Origin of the sequence: Paenibacillus shirakamiensis, assembly GCF_017874255.1 — a bacterium.
Lineage (GTDB): Bacteria > Bacillota > Bacilli > Paenibacillales > Paenibacillaceae > Fontibacillus > Fontibacillus shirakamiensis.
Window position 1 is genome coordinate 1 of sequence record NZ_JAGGLD010000004.1, and the last position, 26,269, is coordinate 26,269.

General features: G+C 43.8%; 24 protein-coding genes, 8 tRNA genes and 1 rRNA gene. 31 read left to right on the forward strand and 2 right to left on the reverse strand.

Annotated features, from left to right (window positions below; translation table 11 throughout):
• The 15 genes from J2Z69_RS11895 to J2Z69_RS11965 form a co-directional block, all read left to right on the forward strand.
• A 23S ribosomal RNA gene (locus tag J2Z69_RS11895) occupies positions 1-99 on the forward strand; the annotation flags it as partial.
• A 66-nt stretch (positions 100-165) separates the two neighbouring features.
• Positions 166-257, forward strand: a tRNA-Ser gene (locus J2Z69_RS11900).
• A gap of 42 nt (positions 258-299) precedes the next feature.
• A tRNA-Met gene (locus tag J2Z69_RS11905) sits at positions 300-373 on the forward strand.
• A 23-nt stretch (positions 374-396) separates the two neighbouring features.
• Positions 397-472: transfer RNA gene (locus J2Z69_RS11910), tRNA-Val, on the forward strand.
• 5 nt (positions 473-477) lie between these two features.
• Positions 478-553 (forward strand) — tRNA-Thr (locus J2Z69_RS11915).
• 16 nt (positions 554-569) lie between these two features.
• Positions 570-646, forward strand: a tRNA-Asp gene (locus tag J2Z69_RS11920).
• Between the two features lie 82 nt (positions 647-728).
• Positions 729-801: transfer RNA gene (locus J2Z69_RS11925), tRNA-Phe, on the forward strand.
• A gap of 16 nt (positions 802-817) precedes the next feature.
• Positions 818-902 (forward strand) — tRNA-Tyr (locus J2Z69_RS11930).
• A gap of 4 nt (positions 903-906) precedes the next feature.
• Positions 907-979, forward strand: a tRNA-Lys gene (locus J2Z69_RS11935).
• Positions 980-1,963: 984 nt separating this feature from the next.
• The gene (locus J2Z69_RS11940; protein ID WP_209862732.1) at positions 1,964-3,067 is read left to right on the forward strand and encodes a PucR family transcriptional regulator; all 1,104 of its coding nucleotides are present in this window, start codon (positions 1,964-1,966) and stop codon (positions 3,065-3,067) included.
• A gap of 114 nt (positions 3,068-3,181) precedes the next feature.
• A complete protein-coding gene (locus J2Z69_RS11945) occupies positions 3,182-4,303 on the forward strand; it encodes an ABC transporter ATP-binding protein (protein WP_209862735.1) in 1,122 nt (373 codons plus the stop codon).
• 214 nt (positions 4,304-4,517) lie between these two features.
• A complete protein-coding gene (hprK, locus tag J2Z69_RS11950) occupies positions 4,518-5,459 on the forward strand; it encodes an HPr(Ser) kinase/phosphatase (protein WP_209862739.1) in 942 nt (313 codons plus the stop codon).
• 11 nt (positions 5,460-5,470) lie between these two features.
• Positions 5,471-6,514, forward strand: coding sequence for a prolipoprotein diacylglyceryl transferase (gene lgt / locus J2Z69_RS11955; RefSeq protein ID WP_209862742.1), 1,044 nt, complete (start codon positions 5,471-5,473; stop codon positions 6,512-6,514).
• A 9-nt stretch (positions 6,515-6,523) separates the two neighbouring features.
• Positions 6,524-7,177 carry a pyrophosphatase PpaX gene (gene ppaX / locus J2Z69_RS11960; protein ID WP_209862745.1) on the forward strand — a complete coding sequence of 218 codons (654 nt, stop codon included), beginning with the start codon at positions 6,524-6,526 and terminating at the stop codon, positions 7,175-7,177.
• A complete protein-coding gene (locus J2Z69_RS11965; RefSeq protein WP_209862748.1) occupies positions 7,174-7,671 on the forward strand; it encodes an acyltransferase in 498 nt (165 codons plus the stop codon). Before ppaX ends, J2Z69_RS11965 begins: the two co-directional genes overlap by 4 nt.
• A gap of 177 nt (positions 7,672-7,848) precedes the next feature.
• On the opposite strand, the gene J2Z69_RS11970 is transcribed toward J2Z69_RS11965, so the two are convergent.
• Both J2Z69_RS11970 and J2Z69_RS11975 read right to left on the reverse strand, forming a co-directional pair.
• Positions 7,849-9,270, reverse strand: a complete 1,422-nt coding sequence (locus J2Z69_RS11970) for a DUF4179 domain-containing protein (protein WP_209862752.1) — start codon at positions 9,268-9,270, stop codon at positions 7,849-7,851.
• Positions 9,257-9,799, reverse strand: coding sequence for a sigma-70 family RNA polymerase sigma factor (locus J2Z69_RS11975; protein WP_245339265.1), 543 nt, complete (start codon positions 9,797-9,799; stop codon positions 9,257-9,259). Before J2Z69_RS11975 ends, J2Z69_RS11970 begins: the two co-directional genes overlap by 14 nt.
• Before the next feature lie 362 nt (positions 9,800-10,161).
• On the opposite strand from J2Z69_RS11975, the gene J2Z69_RS11980 reads away from it, so the two are divergent.
• The 16 genes from J2Z69_RS11980 to trxB all read left to right on the forward strand — a co-directional run bounded on the left by J2Z69_RS11980 (position 10,162) and on the right by trxB (position 26,162).
• The gene (locus J2Z69_RS11980) at positions 10,162-11,331 is read left to right on the forward strand and encodes an ATP phosphoribosyltransferase regulatory subunit (RefSeq protein ID WP_209862756.1); all 1,170 of its coding nucleotides are present in this window, start codon (positions 10,162-10,164) and stop codon (positions 11,329-11,331) included.
• 95 nt (positions 11,332-11,426) lie between these two features.
• Entirely contained in the window at positions 11,427-12,053 is a 627-nt protein-coding gene (hisG, locus tag J2Z69_RS11985; protein WP_209862758.1) for an ATP phosphoribosyltransferase, read from the forward strand.
• A gap of 16 nt (positions 12,054-12,069) precedes the next feature.
• Positions 12,070-13,377 (forward strand): histidinol dehydrogenase, encoded by a 1,308-nt coding sequence (hisD, locus tag J2Z69_RS11990; protein WP_209862760.1) that lies wholly within the window; start codon positions 12,070-12,072, stop codon positions 13,375-13,377.
• Positions 13,361-13,969 (forward strand): imidazoleglycerol-phosphate dehydratase HisB, encoded by a 609-nt coding sequence (hisB, locus tag J2Z69_RS11995; protein ID WP_425355006.1) that lies wholly within the window; start codon positions 13,361-13,363, stop codon positions 13,967-13,969. The genes hisD and hisB overlap by 17 nt, the downstream gene beginning before the upstream one ends.
• 4 nt (positions 13,970-13,973) lie before the next feature.
• A complete protein-coding gene (gene hisH, locus J2Z69_RS12000; RefSeq protein WP_209862763.1) occupies positions 13,974-14,594 on the forward strand; it encodes an imidazole glycerol phosphate synthase subunit HisH in 621 nt (206 codons plus the stop codon).
• Positions 14,595-14,714: 120 nt separating this feature from the next.
• On the forward strand, positions 14,715-15,455 hold the full coding sequence (gene hisA / locus J2Z69_RS12005; protein ID WP_209863525.1) for a 1-(5-phosphoribosyl)-5-[(5-phosphoribosylamino)methylideneamino]imidazole-4-carboxamide isomerase: 741 nt from the start codon (positions 14,715-14,717) through the stop codon (positions 15,453-15,455).
• A gap of 28 nt (positions 15,456-15,483) precedes the next feature.
• Positions 15,484-16,242, forward strand: a complete 759-nt coding sequence (gene hisF, locus J2Z69_RS12010; RefSeq protein WP_209862765.1) for an imidazole glycerol phosphate synthase subunit HisF — start codon at positions 15,484-15,486, stop codon at positions 16,240-16,242.
• A complete protein-coding gene (gene hisIE / locus J2Z69_RS12015; protein WP_209862768.1) occupies positions 16,239-16,946 on the forward strand; it encodes a bifunctional phosphoribosyl-AMP cyclohydrolase/phosphoribosyl-ATP diphosphatase HisIE in 708 nt (235 codons plus the stop codon). Before hisF ends, hisIE begins: the two co-directional genes overlap by 4 nt.
• A 20-nt stretch (positions 16,947-16,966) precedes the next feature.
• Complete coding sequence (gene hisJ, locus J2Z69_RS12020; RefSeq protein WP_209862770.1) at positions 16,967-17,797, forward strand: histidinol-phosphatase HisJ; 831 nt, start codon at positions 16,967-16,969, stop codon at positions 17,795-17,797.
• 132 nt (positions 17,798-17,929) lie between these two features.
• Positions 17,930-18,715: a response regulator transcription factor gene (locus J2Z69_RS12025; RefSeq protein WP_209862773.1), complete on the forward strand. Its 786-nt coding sequence runs from the start codon at positions 17,930-17,932 to the stop codon at positions 18,713-18,715.
• Between the two features lie 22 nt (positions 18,716-18,737).
• On the forward strand, positions 18,738-19,844 hold the full coding sequence (locus J2Z69_RS12030) for a sensor histidine kinase (RefSeq protein WP_209862776.1): 1,107 nt from the start codon (positions 18,738-18,740) through the stop codon (positions 19,842-19,844).
• A 165-nt stretch (positions 19,845-20,009) separates the two neighbouring features.
• Positions 20,010-20,948, forward strand: coding sequence for an ABC transporter ATP-binding protein (locus J2Z69_RS12035; protein WP_209862779.1), 939 nt, complete (start codon positions 20,010-20,012; stop codon positions 20,946-20,948).
• 13 nt (positions 20,949-20,961) lie between these two features.
• Positions 20,962-22,089 carry an ABC transporter permease gene (locus J2Z69_RS12040; RefSeq protein WP_209862781.1) on the forward strand — a complete coding sequence of 376 codons (1,128 nt, stop codon included), beginning with the start codon at positions 20,962-20,964 and terminating at the stop codon, positions 22,087-22,089.
• A gap of 2 nt (positions 22,090-22,091) precedes the next feature.
• Positions 22,092-23,240, forward strand: coding sequence for an ABC transporter permease (locus tag J2Z69_RS12045; protein ID WP_209862784.1), 1,149 nt, complete (start codon positions 22,092-22,094; stop codon positions 23,238-23,240).
• 122 nt (positions 23,241-23,362) lie between these two features.
• Entirely contained in the window at positions 23,363-25,093 is a 1,731-nt protein-coding gene (locus tag J2Z69_RS12050) for a tetratricopeptide repeat protein (protein ID WP_425355007.1), read from the forward strand.
• A gap of 112 nt (positions 25,094-25,205) precedes the next feature.
• Positions 25,206-26,162: a thioredoxin-disulfide reductase gene (gene trxB / locus J2Z69_RS12055; protein ID WP_209862787.1), complete on the forward strand. Its 957-nt coding sequence runs from the start codon at positions 25,206-25,208 to the stop codon at positions 26,160-26,162.
• Positions 26,163-26,269 lie beyond the last annotated feature (107 nt).

Consider the following 26,269-nt stretch of genomic DNA (forward strand, 5'->3'; position numbering starts at 1 on the left):
ATGTAAGACCCCTTGAAGACGACGAGGTAGATAGGCTGGGGGTGGAAGTGCAGCAATGCATGGAGCTGACCAGTACTAATCGGTCGAGGGCTTATTCAACAATTCAATTCACGCAAAGCTTCGTTTCGTATCTAGTTTTCAAGGATTAAACCTTGATGATGCTTTGGAGAGATACCCAAGTGGCTATAAGGGGACCCTCTGCTAAGGGGTTAGACTGCGTAAGTGGTGCGAGGGTTCGAATCCCTCTCTCTCCGCCACTATCCTATTTATAGGACAAGTATCAATTAATCATTTATTATGGCGGTGTAGCTCAGCTGGCTAGAGCGTACGGTTCATACCCGTGAGGTCGGGGGTTCGATCCCCTTCGCCGCTATTTTACCTTTTATTGTTACATATGGAGGCTTAGCTCAGCTGGGAGAGCATCTGCCTTACAAGCAGAGGGTCGGGGGTTCGATCCCCTCAGCCTCCACCATATGTGCCGGTGTAGCTCAACTGGTAGAGCAACTGACTTGTAATCAGTAGGTTGGGGGTTCAAGTCCTCTCGCCGGCACCATTTTTTTGAATAATGCGGAACTGTGGTGTAGAGGCCCAACATGCCTGCCTGTCACGCAGGAGACCGCGGGTTCGAATCCCGTCAGTTCCGCCATCTTATTCATAGAAGATGAATATTTCCACAAAGAAGTGGGATGTTAATCTAACCACTTTATTTTTATGAAAATTTTTAGTGTGGCTCGGTAGCTCAGTCGGTAGAGCAGAGGACTGAAAATCCTCGTGTCGGCGGTTCGATTCCGTCCCGAGCCATTTTTTAATTGTATATGGAGGCTTAGTGAAGTGGCTAAACACGGCAGACTGTAAATCTGCTCTCTACGAGTTCGGTGGTTCGAATCCATCAGCCTCCACCAGTACGAGCCATTAGCTCAGTTGGTAGAGCACCTGACTTTTAATCAGGGTGTCGAAGGTTCGAGCCCTTCATGGCTCATTGCTAAAAAAACCGTTAATCTTAGGATTAGCGGTTTTTTGTTATTTCTAGAGATAGATATATTTTATGCCTCACTATTAAATTTGCATTATCTTGAATTTCTTTGATTAGTTAGTATTTAAATGTATCCTTTAATGGCTATGAAAAGTAAGCTAGGGCTAGGATAACATCATGTTCTGCTAATAAGATTATTACAATAGGATTAGAAAACAGAATCTGTAGATTACTAATAATATTTAATTAATGTTAGTATGTTATTTAATTAAATGTGGTAAGGAATTTGAGAAGGATGGGTCTGGTAAATGACTGTGCTACAATGTAAATCATAGCATCAGAGAATTATGACAAGAAATAAGTTCTCTAGAAAAATTTTAATTATGTTATTTTTGATGTAAATGATGTTTTTGAAAGACCAGATAATTAATATAAAACACAATCAAAATCCAAAAGAAAATAAAAGCAAATTCAAACTCAAAAATAAACTTAAACTCAAAATCAAACCCAAAACAAAATAAAAAATAAAAATAAAATCGAAAAAACAAATCCAAAGCAAAACAAATCTAAATAAAAAAAATCAAAAAAAAATTTGAAGAAAAATCATTAGGACCGGACCTTGAACTAAACGAGAAAGAAAAGCTAAATCAGAACCAGAACCCCAGAACCAGAAAGAGAATCAAAATGAGAACTAAAAAAGGATAGACTTAAATTAAACTAAACCTAGAAGTAAATCAAAAACAGAATCAAAATCAGAATTAGAAGAAGATTCAACATTAGAACCAACAAGAAACAAAACTAGAACAAAAAAATGTAATTAAAAGCAAAGCTAAAACTGGATTCAATTCAAAATCAAGCCAAAATCAAATTAAAAATCAATATTAGAAACCAAACTAAAGCAGCCACGATTCAAACACCAATAAATCACCTGTGACCTTTATTATAAAAAAACTAGGCTATATCTACAGCATTGGAAGGGTGTTTTTAACTATGGATATGAATTTGTTACAGACAAGGCTTGAAGATATTGTTGGTTTTAAAATAGAATTAAAAACTATGTCTATTCAGGAATGGCAGATAAAAATTCAGGATAACAAAGAGTTATCGGATTCTTCTTTTTGTATAGAGGATCGGATTTATTTTGCTTTTCAGATTACCTCTTCGGATGTGCAATACTTTGAAGTGGGTATAACGCAGCTGAGCAACATGGAGCGAAAATTAATAGAATTGCTTATAATGACATCTCTATCCGTGTCTGAAGTGAAACAGTCGAAAGCTGAGGGAGATTCGCGAGATGTAGAACTAGGAAAATGGCTTCAAGAGCAATGGGAACTTGGTAATCAAGGCCAAGAGATTCCCGATTCTTTTGGACTGAGGAATACATTATCGGAGACCATGGTTCCTTTTTTATTAAGTTATGAGAACCGAATTCAACCTGAAATTACGTATAGCAGTTTAAATAAATTGATGAAGAGTTACTTTGATGGAGATGTGGTCCTCATTCCATTATTAAATAAAGAATGGCTCATTCTTGCTAATGAGAATTCTTTGGATGGGTTACGTGAGGAAAGCGAAGCAGGTGCACAGGCTGAACATGATATGTTATCAGCATTATGCCAAGGTCTTTATGAATTGATCTCGAATGAATGGGTAGGCGTATGTCATCTTTCTGTGACAGAACCCATCATCCCTATATCATCATTGCTTGATGCTACGTCTGTAATGAAAGCGACTATTCAACTAGGACGTCTATTCCATGTAACTGAGCATATTCACTTACCTTGGGAGGTACATTTAGAACGTCTGATCTATAGTATCCCTGATGAAGAACGTAGGCAGTTCCTCGAACAGACGATTACCCAGTCTAATACAACAAGTTTTACGGATCAAGAGACATTGACCACACTAGAGACCTTCTTCCAGTTAGACTGCAATGTAAGTGAGACGGCTAAGCGACTGTATATTCATCGAAATACGTTATTATACCGAATGGATAAGTTAAAACAGGAGACGGGGCTTGATGTTCGTAGTTTTAAAGATGCCGTTCTGGTGAAGTTAACTCTTTTATTGTATAAAGTGACGAAAAGGAAATAGGTTTTTTGTGCACTTTGTGTATAGCGGTCAGGTAGGCTTTAGGTTAAGATAATATTAGAAAATGTATACGATTACATGATTGATATTTTAAATAAAGCTTAGGGGGCAACACTAATGGCAGGTGTACGTTTAGAACATATTTTCAAGAAATATGCCGGAGCTGATAAAGCTACTGTAAATGACATTAATTTGGATATTAAAGATAAGGAATTTTTGGTACTGGTTGGACCGTCTGGTTGCGGTAAGTCTACGACTCTTCGTATGATTGCAGGTCTTGAAGAGATCTCTGAAGGTAAATTGTACATTGGCGACCGTGTAGTGAACGATGTAGCTCCTAAAGATCGTGATATCGCAATGGTATTCCAATCTTACGCTTTGTATCCACATATGAACGTATATCAAAACATGGCGTTTGGTCTTAAACTTCGCAAAGTGAAAAAAGAAGAAATTGACCAACGTGTGCGTGAAGCTGCAAAAATCCTAGATATTACTCACTTGCTTGATCGTAAACCTAAAGCCCTTTCAGGTGGTCAACGTCAACGGGTAGCCTTGGGCCGTGCGATTGTACGGGATCCACAAGTCTTCCTTATGGATGAGCCTCTTTCCAACTTGGATGCTAAACTTCGTGGACAAATGCGTGCGGAAATTACAAAGTTGGTTAAGCGCCTTGAAACGACTTGTATCTACGTAACGCATGACCAAATTGAAGCTATGACGATGGGCGATCGTATCGTAGTTATGCATGATGGTATTATTCAACAAGCGGCTTCACCTGAAGAACTTTACAATCATCCACAAAACATTTTCGTAGCTGGATTTATCGGTTCCCCTACAATGAACTTCATTAACGGAACGCTTAGCGATGCAAATGGTGTGGTAACTTTCAAATCTAGCGGTCTTGAACTTGTTGTACCACAAGGTAAAGCAACGGTTCTTAAAGAACAAGGCTATATTGGTAAAGAAGTAATTATGGGTCTTCGTCCTGAAGATATCCATGAAGAGCCTGTATTCCTTGAGGCTTCACCGCATACTGTGTTCTCTGCAAATGTATATTTGACTGAGAATCTTGGACACGAAATGCAAATCTACCTTAACGGTGTAGGAACAGATTCCGTCATCGCTCGTGTAGATGGACGTTCCAGAACACGTGAAGGCGATCAAGTGAAATTGGCGATCGACATGAACAAAGTCCATATCTTCGATAAGCAAACCGAACAAAACGTATTTACTTACTAAGTAAATATTATATAAGAGCCGCCCTTAGGGGCGGTTTTTTTATATAATTAAAGACAAAGCAATTTTGGATGTCATCATGGACTTATAATTGATTTAACATGCTTTTTCCATTACGATGGATACGGAACACTTTTGAGTATGAAGGTTGCCTCTTTCCATAAAGACTATGATATATAAAGTTAATCACCGCATCGGTACGAAAGGAAGAACTCGAATGGCTAAAAAAGTGAAAGTGTCAGAACTCGTGAACCAATTCGGATTAGAGGTCCTATCCGGTGAACAAGGCTTGAAGAGAGCCATAACTGTAGATGATTTATATCGTCCTGGCCTAGAAATGGCTGGATATTTTGAATATCACCCACCTGAACGTGTTCAGATCCTAGGGAAAACAGAACTTGCATTTTATGATATTTTGCCTGAAAAAGAGCAGCGTGATCGGGTAGAACGTCTATGCAGCAGCCCAGAGACGCCTTGCATTATTATTACGCGGGGCTTAGAAGTACCGAAGGTACTTGTAGAAATTGGCGGAGAAATGAATGTTCCTATTCTGCGTAGCAGTATGGCTACAACTATTCTATCCAGCCGCATTACAGGCTTCCTCGAACGTAAGCTAGCTCCAACAGCAACAATTCATGGGGTTCTCGTCGATGTCTATGGTGTGGGCATGCTTATTACAGGAACGAGCGGAATAGGTAAAAGTGAGACAGCGTTAGAACTTGTAAAACGTGGTCATCGCCTAATTGCAGATGATGCGGTGGAGATCCGTCAAACGTCGGATAACCAGTTGCATGGTACAGCTCCAGAGCTAATTCGTCATCTACTCGAGATTCGTGGCGTCGGCATTATTAATGTAATGACGTTATTCGGAGCAGGCGCTATTCGGAATAACAAACGAATTACACTAGTTGTTCGGCTTGAAGCTTGGCAGCAGGAGAAGCAATACGACCGACTGGGATTAGATGAGGAAACCACTCGTATTATTGATACAGATGTACCCTTAGCTACAATTCCTGTGCGTCCGGGTCGTAACTTAGCCGTTATTATTGAAGTAGCTGCTATGAATTTCCGTCTAAAACGGATGGGATACAATGCTGCTTTGCAATTCACAACAAAGCTTACAGAGACCATTGCTGAAGATGTAGATGATCTGGACTAGGAGTGTATATGATGCAAACGTTGTTACTGAACCCGATTGCCTTTAGTATTGGTTCCTTAGCTGTCCATTGGTATGGACTGATTTTGGGGTCGGCGGCTTTAATCGGACTATATCTAACGATTCGAGAAGGAAATCGATTTAAAATTGCGCCTGAGTTTTTCATGGATTTGGTCCTGTTCGGGGTTCCTTCCTCCATTATTTGCGCGCGTATTTACTATGTAGCTTTTAAATGGGATGAGTACAAAGATCATCCCCTCGATGTTTTTAAAATATGGCAAGGCGGTATTGCTATTTATGGTGCTCTTATCGGCGCTATCCTTTGTGCTCTAATCTACACCCGCAAAAAAGGCTATTCGTTCTGGCGTATCATGGACATATGTGCCCCGGGACTGATTACAGGGCAATTAATTGGTCGTTGGGGTAACTTTGTGAATCAAGAAGCCTATGGTGGTCCTACTACGGAGACTTTCTTAAGGGATCACTTGCATTTGCCTAATTTTATAGTAGAACAAATGAATGTTGAAGGTGTGTTCCATCACCCTACTTTCTTATACGAATCGGTATGGAACATCGTAGGATTATTATTATTGTTAGTGTTAAGGCGGCAGAGGTTTTTGCGTGCTGGGGAATTGTTCTTGTCTTATTTCATGTGGTACTCCATTGGGCGCTTCTTCATCGAGAACTTGCGTACAGACAGTCTCGCATTTCAAGGACCGACTTGGCTAGCCTCATTCATTAATGGATTATGGTCTCCTATGAAAGCTTTTGGATTTGAAGCGGGTGCTTTGGATTCTGCGTATGGAAATATAAGAATTTCACAGTTGCTAGCTCTGATTATACTTATTGTTGCGATTGCGCTCATTGTATACCGCCGGAGATCAGGTTTGGCTAAAGTGCATTACCTTGATCCAATTATGTCTACTCACATGTCTCAAGAGGAGCTTCCGGAATCTGTTCTACACACCCATTCTTCAAAGACAAATGAGGGACTCCATTCTCTGTCTATTAATAAAGAGACTGATGCAGAGGACAAGCTAAAGGATAGGAAGGAGTAACAGAAACGAATGATAGATACTATACTATTTGATCTAGATGGAACCATTATAGATACAAATGAACTGATTATCAGTTCATTTCAACATATTCTGCAACCGCATGTTCAACAGCCTTTTACGAAAGAACAAATCATTCCCCATATGGGGATGACACTACAACAACAATTACAACAATTCTCTGGCCGTTCAGATGTTGAGGATTTAGTGACGGAGTACCGTTCATATAGCTCATCGAGACATGATGACATGGTGCAGCCTTTTCCTCATGTGGAAGAAGTGATGGCTACCCTCTATCAAAAAGGATACACCCTAGGGGTGGTCACTACGAAAATGAAAGCATCCAGTCTTATGGTACTAGAAATGTTCGGACTACTGAAATATTTGAAAGAAGTGGTCACATTAGATGATGTGAATCATCCTAAACCCCATCCTGAACCTGTGCTTACAGCAGTGCAGAGACTAGGAGTAAAAGCTAGCACAACCCTTATGATTGGGGATAGTCCCGCAGATCTACAATCCGCACGAGCTGCGGGCGTGCAGTCAGCAGCAGTAGCGTGGTCTCTTAAAGGGGCCGACGTATTAAAGAAATATGAGCCTAACTATATTCTGAGTGATATGAAAGACTTATATCATGTGCTTGGATTGGAGATTGAAGCAAAGTGAGAAAGGTAACCCGCCATCCTGTAGAAGGCCCGAATGCCCTACTTCAAATTTATAAGACGGTTAGCCCTTGGAAAGGGATACGTAATTTCGTGGTGATTCAAATCGCCAGATATTGCCCCATTCTCTCGTTTAAAAACTGGCTGTATCGAAATCTTTTGAAGATGAAAGTGGGAGAGCATACGGCCTTTGGACTTATGGTGATGGTGGACGTCTTTTTCCCGGAGAAAATTACAATTGGTCGCAACTGCGTCATAGGCTACAATACGACGATCCTTGCGCATGAGTATTTAATTAAGGAGTATCGTCTTGGGGATGTTCTTATCGGTGATGAGGTGCTGATTGGAGCAAACACGACGATTCTTCCGGGCGTTACGATTGGCGATGGCGCCGTTATTGCTGCGGGCTCCATGGTGCATAAGGATGTAGCTGCGGGCAGTTTTGTAGGGGGAAATCCACTGCAAGAGTTAAGGCGTATTTCCGAAGAGCTGGTGTAATGGCTAAGTGTAATGTACCTTCAATTTTGATTAGCTCGCATTTCAAGTGCTTAGAATTCATGGATACTAAAAAAAGAAGACTCTTCCTACCCTAGAGGGTGTGGAGAGTCTTCTTTTCGTTTTATTTTTTGTTCTCTACTTTTTGTTCTCTACTTTCTGTTCTCTACTTTCTGTTCTCTACTTTCTGTCCTCTGCTTTTTTGAGCTGGATGTGAATGGGCTGGATCAAAGAAATACCAGGATAACTAGAGGGAGTAAAGGTAAGCGGTTGGTTATAGGATATGTTTTTTATAAAGTAATGATAAAGGTAACGACGCTTGGAATTAGAATCTTCAGTGAAAGCATAGGGAAATCCTGGGGATGGATCAGGGCTTATCGCTTGATAAACTTTACCCGACGCATCGGTATATTGCTGAGCTATTACGAATTGACTGGATAATGCTGCTTGGGAATTTTCCTCTTTTTCTACGCTAAATTGGAGTTCGAGATAATCAGTATTGTGAATTACATCTTTAATTGTTGTTCGGCCGTCTGGTACCTGTATAAGCTGCTTTGTATCTGTATTGAGCTTCATGGTCATGGACTGTGCGGTATTCTGAATCCAGCCATCTGCTTGGAAGGTTACAGCTGAATGATCTACATAATAGATAGACTCAAAGAATAAATGATTCGGCCCGCTTGCAGAAGAAGATTGTGCAGAACCTTGGAAGGGGAATGTTTGTGTGCCTATACTAAGATGAGGTTTGATAAAGCTGTGAATGCTTTCTTGGATGGTATCTAGATAGGTTAATTCAAGCTCACTATGCAGTGGCCCAACAATTAATCGGTTAAAGGCAATGTCATGACGGTTCAAGAGCAATCGTTGATTCGAACGTATGACTTGATCCAGATGGATGAAGCGAGAGGCATCTACATTTAATTGAAGACGGACTAGCTCTCGATCTATGGATGTCTCTGAATCTGCTCCCCATAGATTAATATTCAGCATGTCTGGCGTTTGTTGCTGCCCATAAAAGTCCAAGACATAATAACCCCTAGTTCTAGTCGAACCGTTAGGCAGCGTAGTCGTCTCTAAAAAAGGAGCATACGAAGCATCTAGTGATGTATGATTGCGGTCGGTAAAGGTGGCTCTCTCTCTGTGCAGGGCAACACCACTGAGCTTGGTAGTTGTAACAAAAATAATGAGCCTACGATTATCTGCTAGAACACCGGAGACAGTAACCTTATAGCCCTTATTTTCCTGTGTACGATGGATTGGTTGATATAAGCCTTGATTGGCAGCCTGTAGCCAAGCGGAATTAGACTTAATGCTGGCAATCACCTCAGGTTCAGCCTTGAAAAGGATAGGAGTAGGGAGGGACTGGGGAGCAATCGGTGTAGACGATTCAGACATTCTTAGACTTATAAATAATAATATGACAAACAGCGTAGCACCAACTCCGGTCCATCTGACCACTTTCCGAATAGAGTTCTTGCTGCGCTGTGCACGTGCTGTCCCTTTGAGGGCGGCCTCATTAAGCAACGACTCTGACACTTGCTCTTGGGCAGTTCGGCTATCCTTAAAAAGTTCATGTAGCATATCTTCCTCAGAACGACTCATGATATCTCTCCCCTCCTTGATCCATATAGAATCTCAATTTTTTTAGTCCCTGGTGTATCCAAGTCTTAATCGTTCCTTCTGATTTATTAAGTACCATCGCGATGTCAGAGACGGTCATATCCTGAAAATATCTGAGGGTGAGCACGTGTCTATATTTTGGCTTCATGTGCTGCATAGCCTTATTTAGATCCATTCTATAGACGTTGACCATCTCTAAGGTCTCCGATGAATAAAAGAAATCTACAGCCACAGCGCTATGCTTCTTACGTCTGCGAAGTTTATCCATGCAACAGTGAATCAAAATGCGAAAAAGCCACGGAGTAAAACGAGTAGGATCTTGAAGTCTTCTACACTTTAGCCAGGCCTTATATACCGTATTCTGGACTACATCTAATGCGTCTGCTTCATGATGTAGATAGCTAAAAGCAATCCCATACATCTTTCTTTGATGAATTTCTATTAAGTATAGGAAAGCCTGCTCATCCCCGTGACAAGCAGCTATAGCTTGTTGATGATCTTCTAATTGCAATCTGGTTTCTCCTTTCATGTATATAGAAACGAAGTTGGTTTGTTAGCTCTATAAATAAGACGGAGAAGAAGGATAAAACGTTTTATGTTTTAAAAATACTGCGTCATTGCCAGATTTAGGGTGAAATAGGTATACTCGTTAGTATTAAGGAATAGTTCCGTTGACGATGCACAGAGATTGTGTTACCATAACTCTTATTCTTTAGTTTGGTAGCATGGTAGCACTTTACCGTAATGAAATAACTCGTCATAAAAACGCAATTCTATATTTAAATAAAGAAATAAAGATAAAGAAGTAAAGACTAAAGAAATATCCTACATCACAGAACCGACTCATTTCATTATTAGAAGAGGTGAATAGACATGTCTAAACCCAAAGGATTCGAAAAGCCGATAGGTGCCAGAGATTATCTACCCTATGCGGTGGAGCGTCTGCGTGCTATTGAACGCAATGTATTAATGTGTATGTCACGCTGGGGATACAGCCAGATTATGACGCCTACGATGGAATATTACGATACTGTAGGTGTAGCTAGCTCAACATCCGATCAAAAACTTTTTAAATTGCTTAATAACAGGGGAACGACCATGGTGCTCCGTTCCGATATGACGGCCCCTATTGCTCGGGTTGTATCCTCTCTATTAAAAGAAGAAACGTTACCGATTCGTCTATCCTACCATGCAAATGTGTATCGATCGATTGAAGAGGAAGCCGGAAAAGAGGCAGAATTTTTTCAGACCGGACTTGAATTGGTGGGAGATAGCTCTCCTGAGGCGGATGCGGAGGTTGTGGCGCTAGCCGTTGCCTCCCTACAGGCGGCAGGGGTGAAGACGTTCAAAATTGCCTTAGGACATGTAGGGTTTTTGAATGGCATCTTAGAGGAGGCACTCCCGGCACAAGCAGATGCAAGAGAGGTACTGAAAGAAGGTCTACTTCACCGGGATTATGTAGGGTACAGAGAAGCCTTGTCCAAGCTCAATATCACGGCGATGCAAAAGGAAGAACTACAAGGGATTTTACGGCTTCGGGGTGGTAAGGAAATATGCAAGGAAGCGCTGGAACTCAGCCGAAGACCTCTAGCCCAAGCCTCCATTCAGCATCTTTGTAAAGTATGGGAAGCGTTAGAGGATTATGGTGTGGCGGATCATGTATTGATTGATTTAACCATGATTGGTGATTTCTCTTATTATACGGGGTTGATATTTGAAGGGTATGCGGCTGAACTCGGATTTCCTGTATGTAGTGGAGGGCGGTATGATAATCTCTTACAGCAGTTTGGACGGGCGGTTCCAGCGACAGGGTTCGCACTTAAGACCAATCGTATTTTGGATGGTGTAAATGGAATCCATTCAGAGAAACCTCTACCGACCTTGATTCAATATATGGCCTCCGGAAGAAGAAAGGCGCTGGAGATCGCGTCAGAACTACGAGGCAAGGGTGACGTGGTTATTACGAGACATGTTGATGGTCTTGATAAGATATATGAATCCGATACAAGTGATTTATATAAAGAAATATTTATTTTTGAATAGTGAGGATATGAAGCTAGAGCGGTAAAGCTCGTACTTATAGATATAACACTAAATATATAACAACAATCTTTAAAAGAAGGAAGGAGGCTTGAACCGTGGGTGAGATTCTGAAGGTTGCTATGCCAAAAGGACGTATATATAAAAAAGCTTCGGCTCTGTTCCGCGAGGCGGGACTGGATATACCGCTGGATGTCGATGATTCACGTAGATTAGTAGTTCCTATACCTGAATTGAATATGGAATTTATACTGGCCAAGCCCGTGGATGTACCTACATATGTAGAATATGGCGTAGCGGACATTGGTATTGTGGGAAAAGATGTGCTGTTAGAGGAAGATCGAGATGTCTATGAGCTTCTGGATCTGGGTATTGCTCGTTGCCGCATGTCCGTGATTGCTCTGCCGGATTGGGAGCCGGGTATCCATCAACGCGTCGCAACAAAATATCCCAATGTAGCTTCCCAGTATTTCAGAGAACAAGGGCAGCAAGTAGAAGTGATTAAGCTGAACGGATCTATTGAGCTGGCTCCATTAATTGGACTCGCCGACCGTATTGTCGATATGGTGGAGACCGGACAGACTTTGAGGGACAACGGGCTTGTAGAGATGGAGAGTATCTTTGAGATCACTAGCCGCCTTGTAGCCAATCGGGTCAGTTACCGTATGAAAAATGCCGAGATTCAACGTGTATGTGATGCTTTACAGAAAGTGATTGGCGTCTAGACAGGGGGAAGTATCGATGAGAATTGTATCAGCTCAAGACTATGATCTGCGGCGAGAAGTCGAATATGGCTCACCAGAACAAAATGCTGCAGTTAAGCGGATTGTAGCGGATGTAAGAAGTGAAGGGGACCGGGCACTACTTCGCTATACGGCTCAGTTCGATAGCACGACGTTAGAATCTGATGAGCTCAGAGTGACAGAGGAAGAACTTCAAGCAGCGTATAGTCAGGTGGAGCCTTCTTTTGTAAAGGCCATTGCTGCGGCAGCTGCAAACATTCGGGCTTTCCATCAAAAAGAGAAACGTAATTCGTGGATGGATCTTCAGCCGGATGGGACGCTGCTGGGTCAGATCATCCGGCCTCTAAAAAGGGTGGGGGTGTACGTTCCCGGCGGAAAGGCGGCTTATCCGTCTTCCGTATTAATGAACGTCATCCCCGCGCAAGTAGCGGGTGTGCCCGAGATTGTGATGGTCACGCCACCGGCGACCGGGGGGAAAGCGGGCATAGACCCGTATATTCTGGTAGCCGCCGCTGAGGCCGGCGTACGAGAGATCTACCGGGTCGGCGGAGCGCAGGCGATCGCCGCCCTCGCTTACGGCACGGAGAGCATCGTGCCGGTCGATAAGATTTGCGGGCCTGGCAATATCTACGTGGCGCTGGCGAAGCGCGAAGTGTTCGGTGCTGTCGATATTGACAGCATCGCAGGCCCGAGTGAGATTGCGGTGCTGGCGGATGACAGCGCCGATGCCGCATTTGTGGCCGCCGACCTGCTCTCGCAGGCTGAACATGATGAGATGGCCTCGGCCATTCTCGTGACGGATTCAGCTGCGTTCGCTCAGGCTTGCCAAAAGGAAGTGCAGCGCCAGCTCGCGGAGCTACCGCGGCGTGCCATTGCCGCCGCATCGATTGAACGCTATGGCGTAATTCTGCTGGTGGACTCTCTATTAGAGGGAATCCAGGTCATTAACCGGCTTGCGCCGGAGCATCTGGAATTGATGGTCCATGAACCTATGAGCTATTTGAGCCTGATTGAGAATGCCGGAGCCATTTTTTTAGGGCCTTACAGTTCGGAACCTGTAGGAGATTATTTTGCAGGGCCTAATCATATTATTCCGACAAACGGGACGGCCAGGTTCTCTTCCCCCGTTGATGTGGATGACTTTATAAAAAAATCAAGCATGATTTACTATAGCAAACAGGCGCTTCTGGACAATGGCGAGACCATCATGGAGCTTGCAAGACGTGAAGGGCTGGAAGGCCATGCCCGAGCGATAGAGATTCGACTTCAACGAGAAGGAAAGGCAGGGAATGCTCATGACAACTAATCCAGTGATTCGCCAGGCAGAACTGAGCCGTAAGACGAATGAGACCGACATTAAACTTAATTTTGCAGTGGATGGTACAGGTATTTCTCAACTTGCGACGGATGTACCTTTTCTAAATCATATGCTAGATCTATTTACAAAGCATGGTCAGTTCGATTTGAATGTGGATGCCAAGGGGGACATAGAAATAGATGACCACCACACCGTGGAAGATATCGGTATCTGCTTAGGTCATGCATTGCGTGAGGCGCTGGGAGATAAACGAGGAATTAAACGCTATGCTAGCGTATTTGTTCCTATGGATGAGGCGCTGGCTCAAGTTGTGATCGACATTAGTAATCGCCCTCATTTTGAATATCGTGCGGAGTATCCTTCTCAACAGGTAGGCACGTTTCAAGTAGAATTAGTGCATGAATTCCTTTGGAAGTTGGCACTTGAGGCCCGTATTACGCTACACGTCATCGTACACTATGGATCGAATACTCATCATATGATCGAAGCGGTATTCAAAGCATTAGGTCGTGCGCTGGATGAAGCCACCACTATTGATCCAAGGGTAACGGGAGTGCCTTCCACGAAAGGAGTGCTCTAATCTAGTGACTATCGCCATCGTTGATTACGGAATGGGCAATCTGCATAGTGTCGCCAAAGCCTGTGAACGACTGGGGTTTGATACGATCGTAACGAACGACCCATCAATTATTTTAGGGGCGAAAGGTGTTATTCTTCCGGGCGTGGGGGCTTTTGGGGATGCGATGCAGCACTTACAAGAGAGCGGTCTTGCAACAACGGTAAAAGAGGTCGCGCAAAGCGGCAAGCCTCTGCTTGGCATTTGCTTGGGTATGCAGCTGTTATTCGATCGAAGTGAAGAACATGGTATTCATCACGGCCTAGGTATCCTGCCCGGGCATGTGGTGCGCTTTGAAGGAGGCAGCTACAAAGTTCCTCATATGGGGTGGAATCATCTAACGTATACACAATCAACCAGCCCCCTATTCGAAGGGCTAACTGAAGGGCATGTGTATTTTGTCCACTCCTATCATGTTCTACCTGATCGTAAGGAAGATCTGCTCGCGGTGACGGACTATGAACAACCTGTAACCGCTATTGTAGGAGCTGGGCATGTGTATGGAATGCAATTCCACCCTGAGAAAAGTGGCGAGCTGGGCATGTCTCTTTTACGAAATTTTTTGACGATTGCCGAAGGGAAAAATTAAGGTTGAGTTACTACCGTGTATCATTCATATAAATTGCTTTTGCTCAGTCTGTAGTGCATCACAGAATACAACCAAGCTTACAATGAACGCATTAATCATGGACATGCAGGGGGAACAGCGATTATGTCATTTATAATTTATCCAGCTATAGATATTCGAGGCGGCAAATGTGTCCGGTTGATCCAAGGGGACTATGCTCAAGAGACCATCTATCACGATAGTCCAGTAGAAGCCGCGAAGGCTTGGGAAGCTCAGGGCGGTGAATTTATACATCTGGTGGATCTAGATGGAGCCAAGGCGGGTCATCCTGTGAACGATATCCTTATTGGTGAAATTGCACGAAGTGTTCAAGTGCCTGTGCAAGTTGGGGGCGGCATTCGCACAATAGATGATGTGAAGCATTTATTGCAATTAGGGGTAAGTCGGCTTATTTTAGGTACAGCTGCTATTGAAGATCGAGCTTTTACTGAAGCGCTTCTAGGGCAATATGGTGATAAAGTAGCGATTGGGATTGATGCAAGAAATGGGTATGTAGCTACGCGCGGCTGGTTGGATACTTCCGAAGTTCAGGCTGAAGTTTTGGCAAAAGAATTAGCTGCTAAGGGTGCACAAACGTTCATTTTTACCGATATTTCCCGTGATGGAATGATGCAGGGGCCTAACATTGAAGCCATACGTTCTTTGGCTTTGGCATCGGGACAGTCTGTTATTGCATCAGGTGGCGTAACTACGCAAGATGACTTAGTCCGCCTGGCTGCTTATGCAGATCAAGGTATTGGAGGGGCAATCGTAGGCAAGGCACTCTATACGGGGAGTGTAGATTTGGCTCAGGCCATTCAAGCATTGAACGCCAAGGCTTAGATACTTGGGAATGGAAAGGAAGTAGAGCATGCTGACCAAACGAATTATTCCGTGTCTTGATGTAAAAGACGGCCGGGTCGTAAAGGGTGTTAATTTTGTGAATCTTCGGGATGCTGGAGATCCAGTAGAACTCGCAGCGCTATATGACCGAGAAGGGGCGGATGAGCTCGTCTTCTTGGATATCTCTGCTTCGAACGAAGGGAGAGCCACCATGATTGAGGTGGTCCGCCAGACCGCAGGTGAGATCAGCATACCTTTTACGGTGGGCGGGGGTATTTCCCATGTCGATGATATGAAACGCATTCTTCGAGCAGGTGCAGATAAGATTGGCATCAATACAGCGGCTGTCCTGAACCCAAGTCTCATTCAAGAGGGTGCGCTAAAGTTCGGCTCCCAGTGTATTGTAGTGGCTGTCGATGCCAAGTTCAATGAAGCATGGGGAGAATGGGAAGTGTACACTCATGGTGGACGCAAACCTACGGGCATACGGGCACTGGCTTGGGTAAAAGAGGCGGAATCGCGTGGTGCGGGTGAGATTCTGCTTACAAGTATGGATGCTGATGGAACGAAGGATGGCTTTGATCTGCCTTTGACACGTGCAGTGAGTAGCCTAGTTCATATTCCTGTCATCGCTTCAGGTGGTGCAGGACGTCAGGAGCATTTCTATGATGTCTTCACCGAAGGCTTGGCAGATGCGGCGCTAGCAGCGACCATTTTTCACTACAAAGAAATCGCAGTTCCGGATCTGAAGCTAGATCTCAAACACAGAGGGGTGGAAATACGATGAGTCAACCATTAGAACAACTTCTACCACTGGGTAGTCTTATAGAGCAGATAAAATGGAGTACAGATGGCCTAGTTACGGCTGTAATTCAAGATAACCAGTCCAAAGATGTTTTGACTGTAGCTTATATGAACCGGGAATCGCTTGAGAAGACGATAACATCCGGTGAAACATGGCTTTGGAGTCGATCTCGTCAGGAATTATGGCATAAAGGAGCGACGTCAGGAAATACTCAGACCCTTACAGAGCTTAGGTATGATTGTGATGCAGATGCCCTGCTCGTGCTTGTAAGCCCTGCAGGTCCTGCCTGCCATACAGGGGCGGAGAGCTGCTTCTACCGTGCTGCGGCCACATCTCAAGTGCCAAGTATGGAGAAAGTAAAGTCCGAGGAGTCTTCATCTTCTTCCGATCGCTTTGCGGTTCTAGGAGAACTGGAAGCGATTATTCGGGAGCGTCATGTGACTCGGCCAGAAGGAGCGTATACTACCTATTTGTTCGAGAAGGGAATCGATAAGATTCTGAAAAAAGTAGGCGAGGAAACGGCCGAATCAATCATCGCCGCTAAGAATGGTGATAATGATGAGCTGCGATTAGAGGTGAGTGACCTGCTATACCATCTCTTGGTTCTTTTGCAGGAGCGAAATCTTCCGCTTGATGATATCATGAGCGAGCTGGATCGTCGTCATGAACGACCAAGACGTGACTAATAAGCGGGAGGTTCCATGCAATGGCTTACTTTATTGATTACCATACCCACCATGTTCGCTGCGGACATGCTGTAGGTGAGCTAGAGGAATATGTTCTACGTGGTATAGATATAGGCCTTAGTGAACTTGGACTATCTGATCATATGCCGCTCCTTCATGTGGATCCTGAAACATACTACCCGGAGATGGCTATGCCTATGAGCGAGCTTCCTAGTTACGTAGCAGAATGTTTAGAGCTTCGTGAGAAGTACAAAGGGCAGATTGATCTTCGTGTGGGTCTGGAAGGCGATTATATTGAAGGCTGGGAAAAGGATATTCAGCATATTGTTGAAGCTTATCCGTGGGACTATGTAATCGGTTCCGTTCACTTTCTCGGAGAGTGGGATATTTCAGATCATCGTCAGACCCATCAATGGGAGGGCAAGGACATTTTGGCTGTATATCGACAGTATTATGATGCTGTTCAAAAAGCAGCGAAAACTGGCTTTTACGATATTATGGGCCATGTGGATGTCATCAAACGCTTTGGGTATACACCTTCACCAGCACTGGAATCTGAGGTTATAGCCATGGAGCAAGCCACATTACATGCTATTCTTCAAGCAGGTGTAGCGATGGAGCTCAATGCATCGGGGCTTACGAAGGTCTGTGAAGAAATGTTCCCAAGTCAGCGCATATTGGAAGAAGCGCTACGATTAGGTATCCCACTCACCCTAGGTTCTGATGCACATGCACCGGAGAAGTTAAGTGAGAATTTAGACGTAGCTCGTCGCACCTTATACGATATAGGCTTTCGGGAGTTAGCTACATTTAAAGAGCGCAAACGTCGAATGATCCCGCTCGAATTATGATAAGGAATTCCTTTATTCGATTGAACGCTACATAGAAGAAGATCTCGTGTAATGAGATCTTCTTTTTTAATCTTTTGACTAGAAGGATCGTGAACCATTCGTGTAAAATAGTTCCAGAAGGAGCGTGTATGCATGAAGATTAAGGTATTGATTGCTGATGATAACTCATTTATTCGTGAGGGATTGCGTATCATTCTAGGCACCTTTGAGCAATTTGATGTCATTGCGACGGTCAGCAACGGACAAGAAGCCGTGGACTATTGCAGACAACACGAAGTTGATGTTGCCCTTCTAGATGTAAGGATGCCCATCATGAACGGAGTAGAGGCCACAAGGCTCATAGTGCAAGATACGAGCACAAGACCGATAATCCTAACTACGTTCGACGATGATGAATATATTGTAGATGCCATTCGCTATGGAGCTAAGGGATATATGCTGAAAAATAACGAGCCTGAGCGAATATGTGACGCCATACGAAGTGTCTTCGCTGGGAATAATGTGCTTCAAGATGTAGTCATGGGGAAGTTGGCTTCCAGTATGTTGTTGCCCCGCGGCGAACATGTTCCTCAAGAATCGCAGCAGGATGAGCGTTCAGTTACAACATTTTTGCCGACGCATTCTCCACCAGATAAACCCCGTTCCGCGCTTACGTTGTCCTCAGAGAAGGCTGCTCTTGAGAAGAGTCATGATGATGATAATGATGATAAGCTGCCCTTTGATGAGCGTCCATTTACGGACAGAGAGCTCTCCGTGATGTCTTTAGTTGCGAAGGGTTATTCGAACAAGGAAATAGCTAAGGAAATTTTCATTTCCGAAGGGACGACCGCCAATTATATTACCTCGATCTTGAACAAAACAGGGCTGGAGCACCGCACGCAAATTGCGATTTACTATCTAACGGGGAGAACCCGCTAAAGCTGGAAGGTTGGCATATATAATGGAGCTATGGTCGGTCATTAACAAACTAATAGTTATGCTGTATGTAATCTACTTATGTGTTCAGTCCGATCCAAAGGATACCCAATGGCTTGTGCTGTATGGCCTAGTCTATGTGGCTATGAATCTTATTATATTAATATGGGGAACTAGATATAGCCAGTTCAGACAGATTATGCTGGGTGTAGTCATCCTGGGTCTGTGCTGGAGTGCAGTGTCCTACCATGCTATCTTTGCGCTGTTAATTCCATTTAGCGTATATGAACTTCATTCAGGGCGATCTAAACCTCAGCCTATAGTATTTATATTGGTATTCATTCCACTCTTTTTTCTACCCTCAGATAGTGTACCGCTGTATCTCCTTGTGAGTCTGGTAAGTCTCCTCAACTATAGAATGATCAAGCAAATTACCATCCAACTCTTGCAACTTAACGAGCAAGCAGATCAGCAACGTTCTGATCGACAACGATTAACCAATCTTCTATTGGGAAATCAGGAATTCATGCGCACCTCCGAGTATACAACCAAGCTTGAAGAACGCAATCGTCTTTCCCAGACCATACATGATGGGATTGGACATGCGATGACGGGAGCATTGTATCAGATGGAGGCCGCAAGGCGATTGCTTCGCACAAATCCGGAGAAAGCGGATGAACTGCTGAACAATGCCATCGGTATCTCCAAAGAAGGTATTGAAGAAATTCGCCTCACGCTCAAAAATATTCAACCCGCTGTGGAACAACTAGGATTCAATCGATTGAAATCAGCTGCGGAAAGCTTTGGAGCAAGGGCCGAACTTCGTGTTACATTGCTTCAAGAAGGAGAGTTAAATAAAATTACACCGCTACATTGGCGAGTCATCCATGCAAATGTAACAGAAGCATTAACGAATACGGCTAAATATGCAAATGCTACTACGGTACATATTGAAGTAAGAGTGTTAAAAAGCTGGATAAAGACGGTGATTGCCGACAATGGACAAGGAAATACGAAGATCGTGAAAGGTCTTGGGCTCATTGGCATGGAGGAACGTACAGCTTCCGTTCAGGGCACACTGATTGCAGACGGGAGCCAAGGTTTTAGCATTACAATGCTGATTCCTTATTAGTCTCTTAGGGAGACCTGTGAGCAGACATGGATATTCTCATCCCCTACTAGACTCCATGATATGAAGATTCTCACCTCTAAAGGATGAACTTATGCACTGACATGAGTTCATCCTTTTTCTTACAATAAGATCATGAAAGGTTAACTAAAGAACGGAGGAATAACAATGAATATTCTAGAAATTACAGGCCTAACTAAAAAATTCGGAAATTTTATTGCGGTAGACAACATGTCCCTGACGGTAAGAGAAGGTGAGATTTTCGGCTTTCTGGGTGCAAATGGAGCAGGGAAAAGTACAACAATTAATATGATCTCCTCGCTACTTAGACCTACAAGCGGTGAAATTCGCCTTTTGGATCGGGATCTGGTGAAGAATAGCCGGTTTGCCAAAATGAATCTAGGAATCGTGCCGCAGGATTTAGCTATTTATGAAATGATGACTGCTTATGAGAATGTGGAATTCTTTGCTGGATTGTATGGTCTGCGGGGAGTTGAACTGAAAGACAGAGTGCTTGAAGCTTTGGAGTTCGTAGGCTTAGCCGATAAAGCGAAGAGCAAACCTCAGAATTTCTCGGGCGGCATGAAGCGTCGATTAAATATCGCCTGCGCCATAGCCCATAAGCCTAAGCTGATTATTATGGATGAGCCGACGGTTGGCATTGACCCCCAGTCACGGAATTACATTTTAGCTTCAGTCCGCAAATTGAATGCATCGGGATGCACCATTATCTATACGAGTCATTACATGGAAGAAGTAGAGGAGATTTGTTCTCGTATTGCTATTGTAGATCATGGAAAAATCATTGCAGAAGGAACGAAAGAACAACTAACGGCCACGATTACAGACGTCAAAGATATTCATATCGAGCTTAAGACGCAAGAGTCGATTCTATTAGAATCCCTAACGAATATTCCTGGCGTAAGATCGGCGCAGCAAGAAGAGAACCGCCTTCATGTGTATAGTGATGCCACTGTAGATAATTTAAATCGAATTTTAAAACAGCTCATGGATAGCGGGGCCGAGATTCGCGCTGTTGAAGAACAAGAACCTAATCTTGAGACGGTCTTCTTAACCTTAACAGGCCGAAATTTACGGGATAACTAGGAGGGGTGAAGTAATGAATATATTATCTATAGCTTTGAAGGAGATTAAACGGGATTTTCGAGACCGTCGAACCTTATTATTCATGCTCGCTTTTCCTATTGTCCTTATGCTGATTTTGGGCCTAACGTTATCCAGTGCCTTCAATAGTGGGGCAACAGTCAGTGGAATTAAAGTGTTAGTTCAAGAAGTATCAAATGCAGGGCCCTTGCAACAAGGGTTCGATGCATTCCAGAAGGAAGTCAAGAAAAATGGAATTACATTCGTACCGTTACAGGCGGGTATGGATGCGAAGGCAGAAGTGAAGAACAATCATTACACAGCGTTCGCAAGTGTGGATAAAGATGGGATTTCTCTATATAGCAGTAATCGGAATCCGATAGAGAGTAACATTGTGCAAGGCATGCTCACTGCATTCACAGATAAATATAATGCTGTGGCTGCTGTAGCTCAGCACGATCCCGCCAAAGTACAGCAAATCACGGCAGATGCATCGGGGGCTAGCATTGTGCAGGAGACCTCCATTGTAGCTAATCGTTCGCCAGGCTCTATAGATTATTACGCTTTAGCCATGAGTGTAATGATTGGATTCTGGGCAGCATTACCCGGTGCGAAGCTCATTAGCGGAGAGATTAAGGAAGGTACGGCAGTTCGGCTGATGGCGGCACCCGTCAGCAAGGCCGAGATTTTTATTGGAAAGATCGTGGGCAGTGTGGTTCAGAGTATGCTCTGTGTGGTTGTCGTTGTATTGTTCAGTAAGTACGTATTCAAGGCCTACTGGGGAGATCATATGGGTCTGACCTTAGGACTGCTCCTCACCGAGGTCGTGCTCGCTACAGGTCTAGGACTTACACTTAGTTATATCTTCAAGGGTGGGGCTACGATGGGTCTAATCAACTTGATCATTCAACTGGCTTCCTTTCTGGGTGGTGCGTATTTCCCAATTGGGGATGATGCGGGGAAAGGGATTATGAGTACATTGGTCTCCCTCTCACCCATTCGCTGGGTGAATCACGCGGCTACGAGCCTAATCTATGGCAATCAATCTACGCTTGCTATACAGGTCATCGGTGTAAATCTTGCAGCGGCTGCAGTATTAATAGGAGTATCTGCGCTCATTATGCGTCGTAGGGAGGGATTGTGAACATGTTGAATCAACTATTTTTTCTGGTTAAAAATTCACTCCGCCGCACATTCCGTGTTCGTGCCAATTGGTTCCTGCTCATCGGTCTTCCGATCATAGGAATTTTGGCTTCTACCCTGTTATATAGCGGCGGTCAAAGTCATCTACGTATCGGATTTGTAAATGAAGATGGATCAGGTTATTTATCCAAGGACACGCTTGCCTTTGTTCAGAAACTTCAGCATGTTGAAGCATATGCACTTACGCGTGAACAGCTTCGAAATCAACTTGCAGATAGTAAGCTGGATATGGGGTTAATTATTGAACAAGGGTATTCGGAAAGTGTGATGAAACATCAGCCAGGTCACATTATTCTACAATCTGTTAAGGGCTCACAGGTTACGAGTTATGTGAAATCGATGCTGGATGAATACATCGGGAATTTGTCTTCATTAAGTAAAGTAGCAGCAGGTGATTCGGCGAAATTTCAACAACTCTATAGGTCTTATCAACAGCCTCAGTTCAAGCTTATATCCAATGAAGTCAATGATAGTTCAGTGAACAAAGAAATGTCCTACCAATCGATTGGTTTTTTGATTCTGTTCATGCTGAATTCGGCTTCGGGACTTTCTGAACTGATTCTCAAAAACAGAGAAAATCGAACGTACTTCCGGATCATATCCGCACCAGTTAGTGCTAAAATGTACGTGTTATCTAATATTATTGTAAATATGATTGTAATGTTCATACAGGTATGCGTGGCAGTCTTCTTCTTAACGGTCGTGTTCCATCTTGATCCGGGTCTACCTGTGCTTGATCTCATGGGAATTCTTACTTTGTTCGGGTTAGCTGCGGTAGGTCTTTCCCTAGTCATTGTGGCGTTCTCCAGAAATACAGCTATGGCCGGTGCACTTCAAAATTTCATTATTACACCCACCTGCCTGCTTGCTGGATGCTTCTTCCCACTGGATATTATGCCACATAGTATCCAACGCATCGCTGATTTTCTACCACAACATTGGGTGCTTAAATCAATCGGGGCTTTGCAAAATGGGCCAGTAGGCATAGGGATCTGGTTCAATGTCATGATGCTTCTCGCTTTTGCTGTGGTATTCTTCTTGCTAGCATCCTACCGGTTCGGCAGAAATAACGACACTCGAAATTTTGTATAACAACGTAGCTGGAGAAAGTGCGGGAGATCTTGGTTCCTGCGCTTTCTTTTGCCGTGGGAGGAAGGGGCTCTCTATGGTATACTGTGCTGAGAGACTTTTAGGAAATTAGGAGGTGGCCTTGCTTGAAAGAGCACAAACAGCATAATGACGGTGGACCCCGTAAAGTGGTGCCGATCCGCATGGATGCGGGCTTTTTCTTTGAGAGAGCCGTCTCCTCACTGGACCGCTTTCACTATGACAAGGCGCTGAAGTATTTTGGCAAAGCTGTTGAATATGAGCCGGAGAACCCGGTTAATCATTGTAATATGGCAGGTATTCTATCGGAGATGGGAGACTATCAAGGATCGAATGACATCCTGCATCTTGTGTTAAAAGAAATAGACCCTCTGATGACGGAGTGTTATTTCTACTTAGCTAATAACTATGCCAATATGGAACAGTTTGAGCAAGCAGAAGAGGCATTGATTACGTACTTAGAAGAAGATGCGAGCGGGCAATTCATGACCGAGGCCGAAGAGATGATGGAGTTACTCCATTTCGAATTAAAACGCCCGGCAGAGCTGAGATCAATTAAATCACGTCAAGGCATGGTAGAGCATGAACGGGCGCGGACCTTGTTAGAAGAAGGTAAATTCACACATGCGGTCCAGCTTTTAGAGGAGATTGTTGAGAAACATGAAGATTTTTTAGCAGCACGGAATAATTTGGCACTAGCTTATTATTATCTAGGTAGATTTGCGAAGGCCCAAACGGCGCTAGATGATGTACTGGACCGCGAACCGGGCAATTTGCATGGCTTATGTAATTTAGTAATCTTCTATCAGCACTTAGGGCGGGAGAAAGAACTGAAAGAGCTGACGGCGCAGCTGCGCACCGTCGTTCCTTTTCATCAAGAGCATGTGTTCAAGCTAGCTACGACCATGGGTATTCTTGGAGAGCATGAAGCGGCGTACAGTCACTTCAAGCGCCTAATTAAGGATATGGAGCTGAACCATGATCCTTGTCTTTTTCACTACACCGCTGTGGCGGCCTACAATACAGGAAGATACAAAGAAGCGCGGATACAGTGGAATCAGGTAGCAAGGTTAGATCCCGAATCCAAATTATCCTCATTTTATTTAAGTCGTCTCGACTCGCTGCCTGAAACTAAAGGATATTTGATTAGCTATAATTACCATCTGCCCTTCGAAGAGCAGTTCAAGCGCTGGGAGACTCATAGTGAAGACTTGCCTGAAGGATTAACCGATGATCCACTTATTCGCTCTTCCTTCTTATGGGCACTGCGAAATGGGGATTCCCGTACCAAGATCCAGGTGCTTCAAGCCTTTGGATGGATTGGCGACGAGGAAGCGCTAGAGTCGTTGCGTGCATTTTTACTGGAACCGGATGAAGATATTTATCTTAAAGAAATTGCCTTATTTGTCCTTCGCAATCTTGACGTAGAAGAGGATTTGCCTTTGATGAATCAGGGTAAGATAGAACAGGTGAATCCGATGAAAGTTAGATCATCGTTGCCGGAATGGGATTCACAGTGGCAACGAGTGTTAGATCTAGCGTTACGTAGTATGTCCAAACGATATGAATTAACAGAACAACACGATCTCGAAATTTTATGGATACAGTTCATTACGAAGATGGATTTGAATATGCCACCCATTTCCAAAGCAGAGGTCTGGTCCGCAGCCCTTGAGTATCTGACTGCCAAAATGCATGGGCGATCCATTTCGTATGAACAAGCAGCGAGTAGATACGGTGTATCGTCGCCAACTGTAAGCAAATATGTGAAGCTGATTGATCAGACCTGTGGCATTGATCACAAAATGAAAGCTATTTTACCATCCCCATTCGAGTAAGTGTAGCCGTAACATGATACTGGATAAGAATGTTCTACGTTTTTAAATAGGCCTTATTCGGGTATAAGATTATCTATAGCAGGAGACACCAATTTCAAGGAGGCTATCCATTATGTATAAATCAATTGTTATCGGAACCGGACCATCTGGTCTGACTGCCGCAATTTACTTAGCACGTGCCAATCTAAGCCCTCTGGTTATTGAAGGAATTCAACCGGGCGGACAGTTGACTACAACCACGGAAGTGGAGAACTTCCCGGGATTCCCGCAAGGAATCATGGGTCCTGAACTCATGGATAATATGCGTAAGCAAGCCGAGCGCTTCGGTGCTGAATTTAGAAATGGCTGGGTGGAGGAAGTGGATTTCTCCAAACGTCCTTTCACTATAAAAGTTGAAGGTCAAGAAGCTCCGCTCCAAGCAGAGACTGTGATTATTTCCACGGGCGCATCCGCTAAATACTTAGGTATTCCTGGTGAGCAAGAGAATGTAGGACGCGGTGTAAGTACATGCGCAACGTGTGATGGATTCTTTTTCCGTGGTAAAAAGATTATTGTTGTGGGTGGCGGAGATTCTGCCATGGAAGAGGCGAGTTTCTTAACTCGCTTTGCTTCAGACGTAACTCTCGTTCATCGCCGTGATGAACTTAAGGCTTCCAAGATCATGCAAGATCGCGCTCGTGACAATGAGAAAGTGAAATGGGCACTGAATCGGACTCCTCTGGAAGTTGTGACGGATGAGAAAGGCCTTAAGGGACTTAAAGTTCATAATAATGAAGCGAACAAGGAAGAGATTGTCGAAGCAGATGGCGTATTTATAGCCATTGGACATACGCCGAATACAGCTTTCCTAGGTTCTCAAATTACGACTGATGATCACGGTTATATCGTAGTGAAGCCGGGTACGACGGAGACGAATATCCCTGGTGTCTTCGCTTGTGGCGACGTACAAGATACGAAATATCGTCAAGCTATTACTGCAGCAGGTTCCGGCTGCATGGCTGCTATGGATTGTGAGAAGTTCCTAGAAGGCGATATGGTGCACGACTGGAGCGAGTCGCTGGATCAATAATTCAAGTTCGACAAGCATATAAAGACCCCTCATTTCAATATTGAAATGATGGGGTTTTTGCGTATTATCGTATTAAAATTTGTCTAACGGTTTATATCATCTAATAG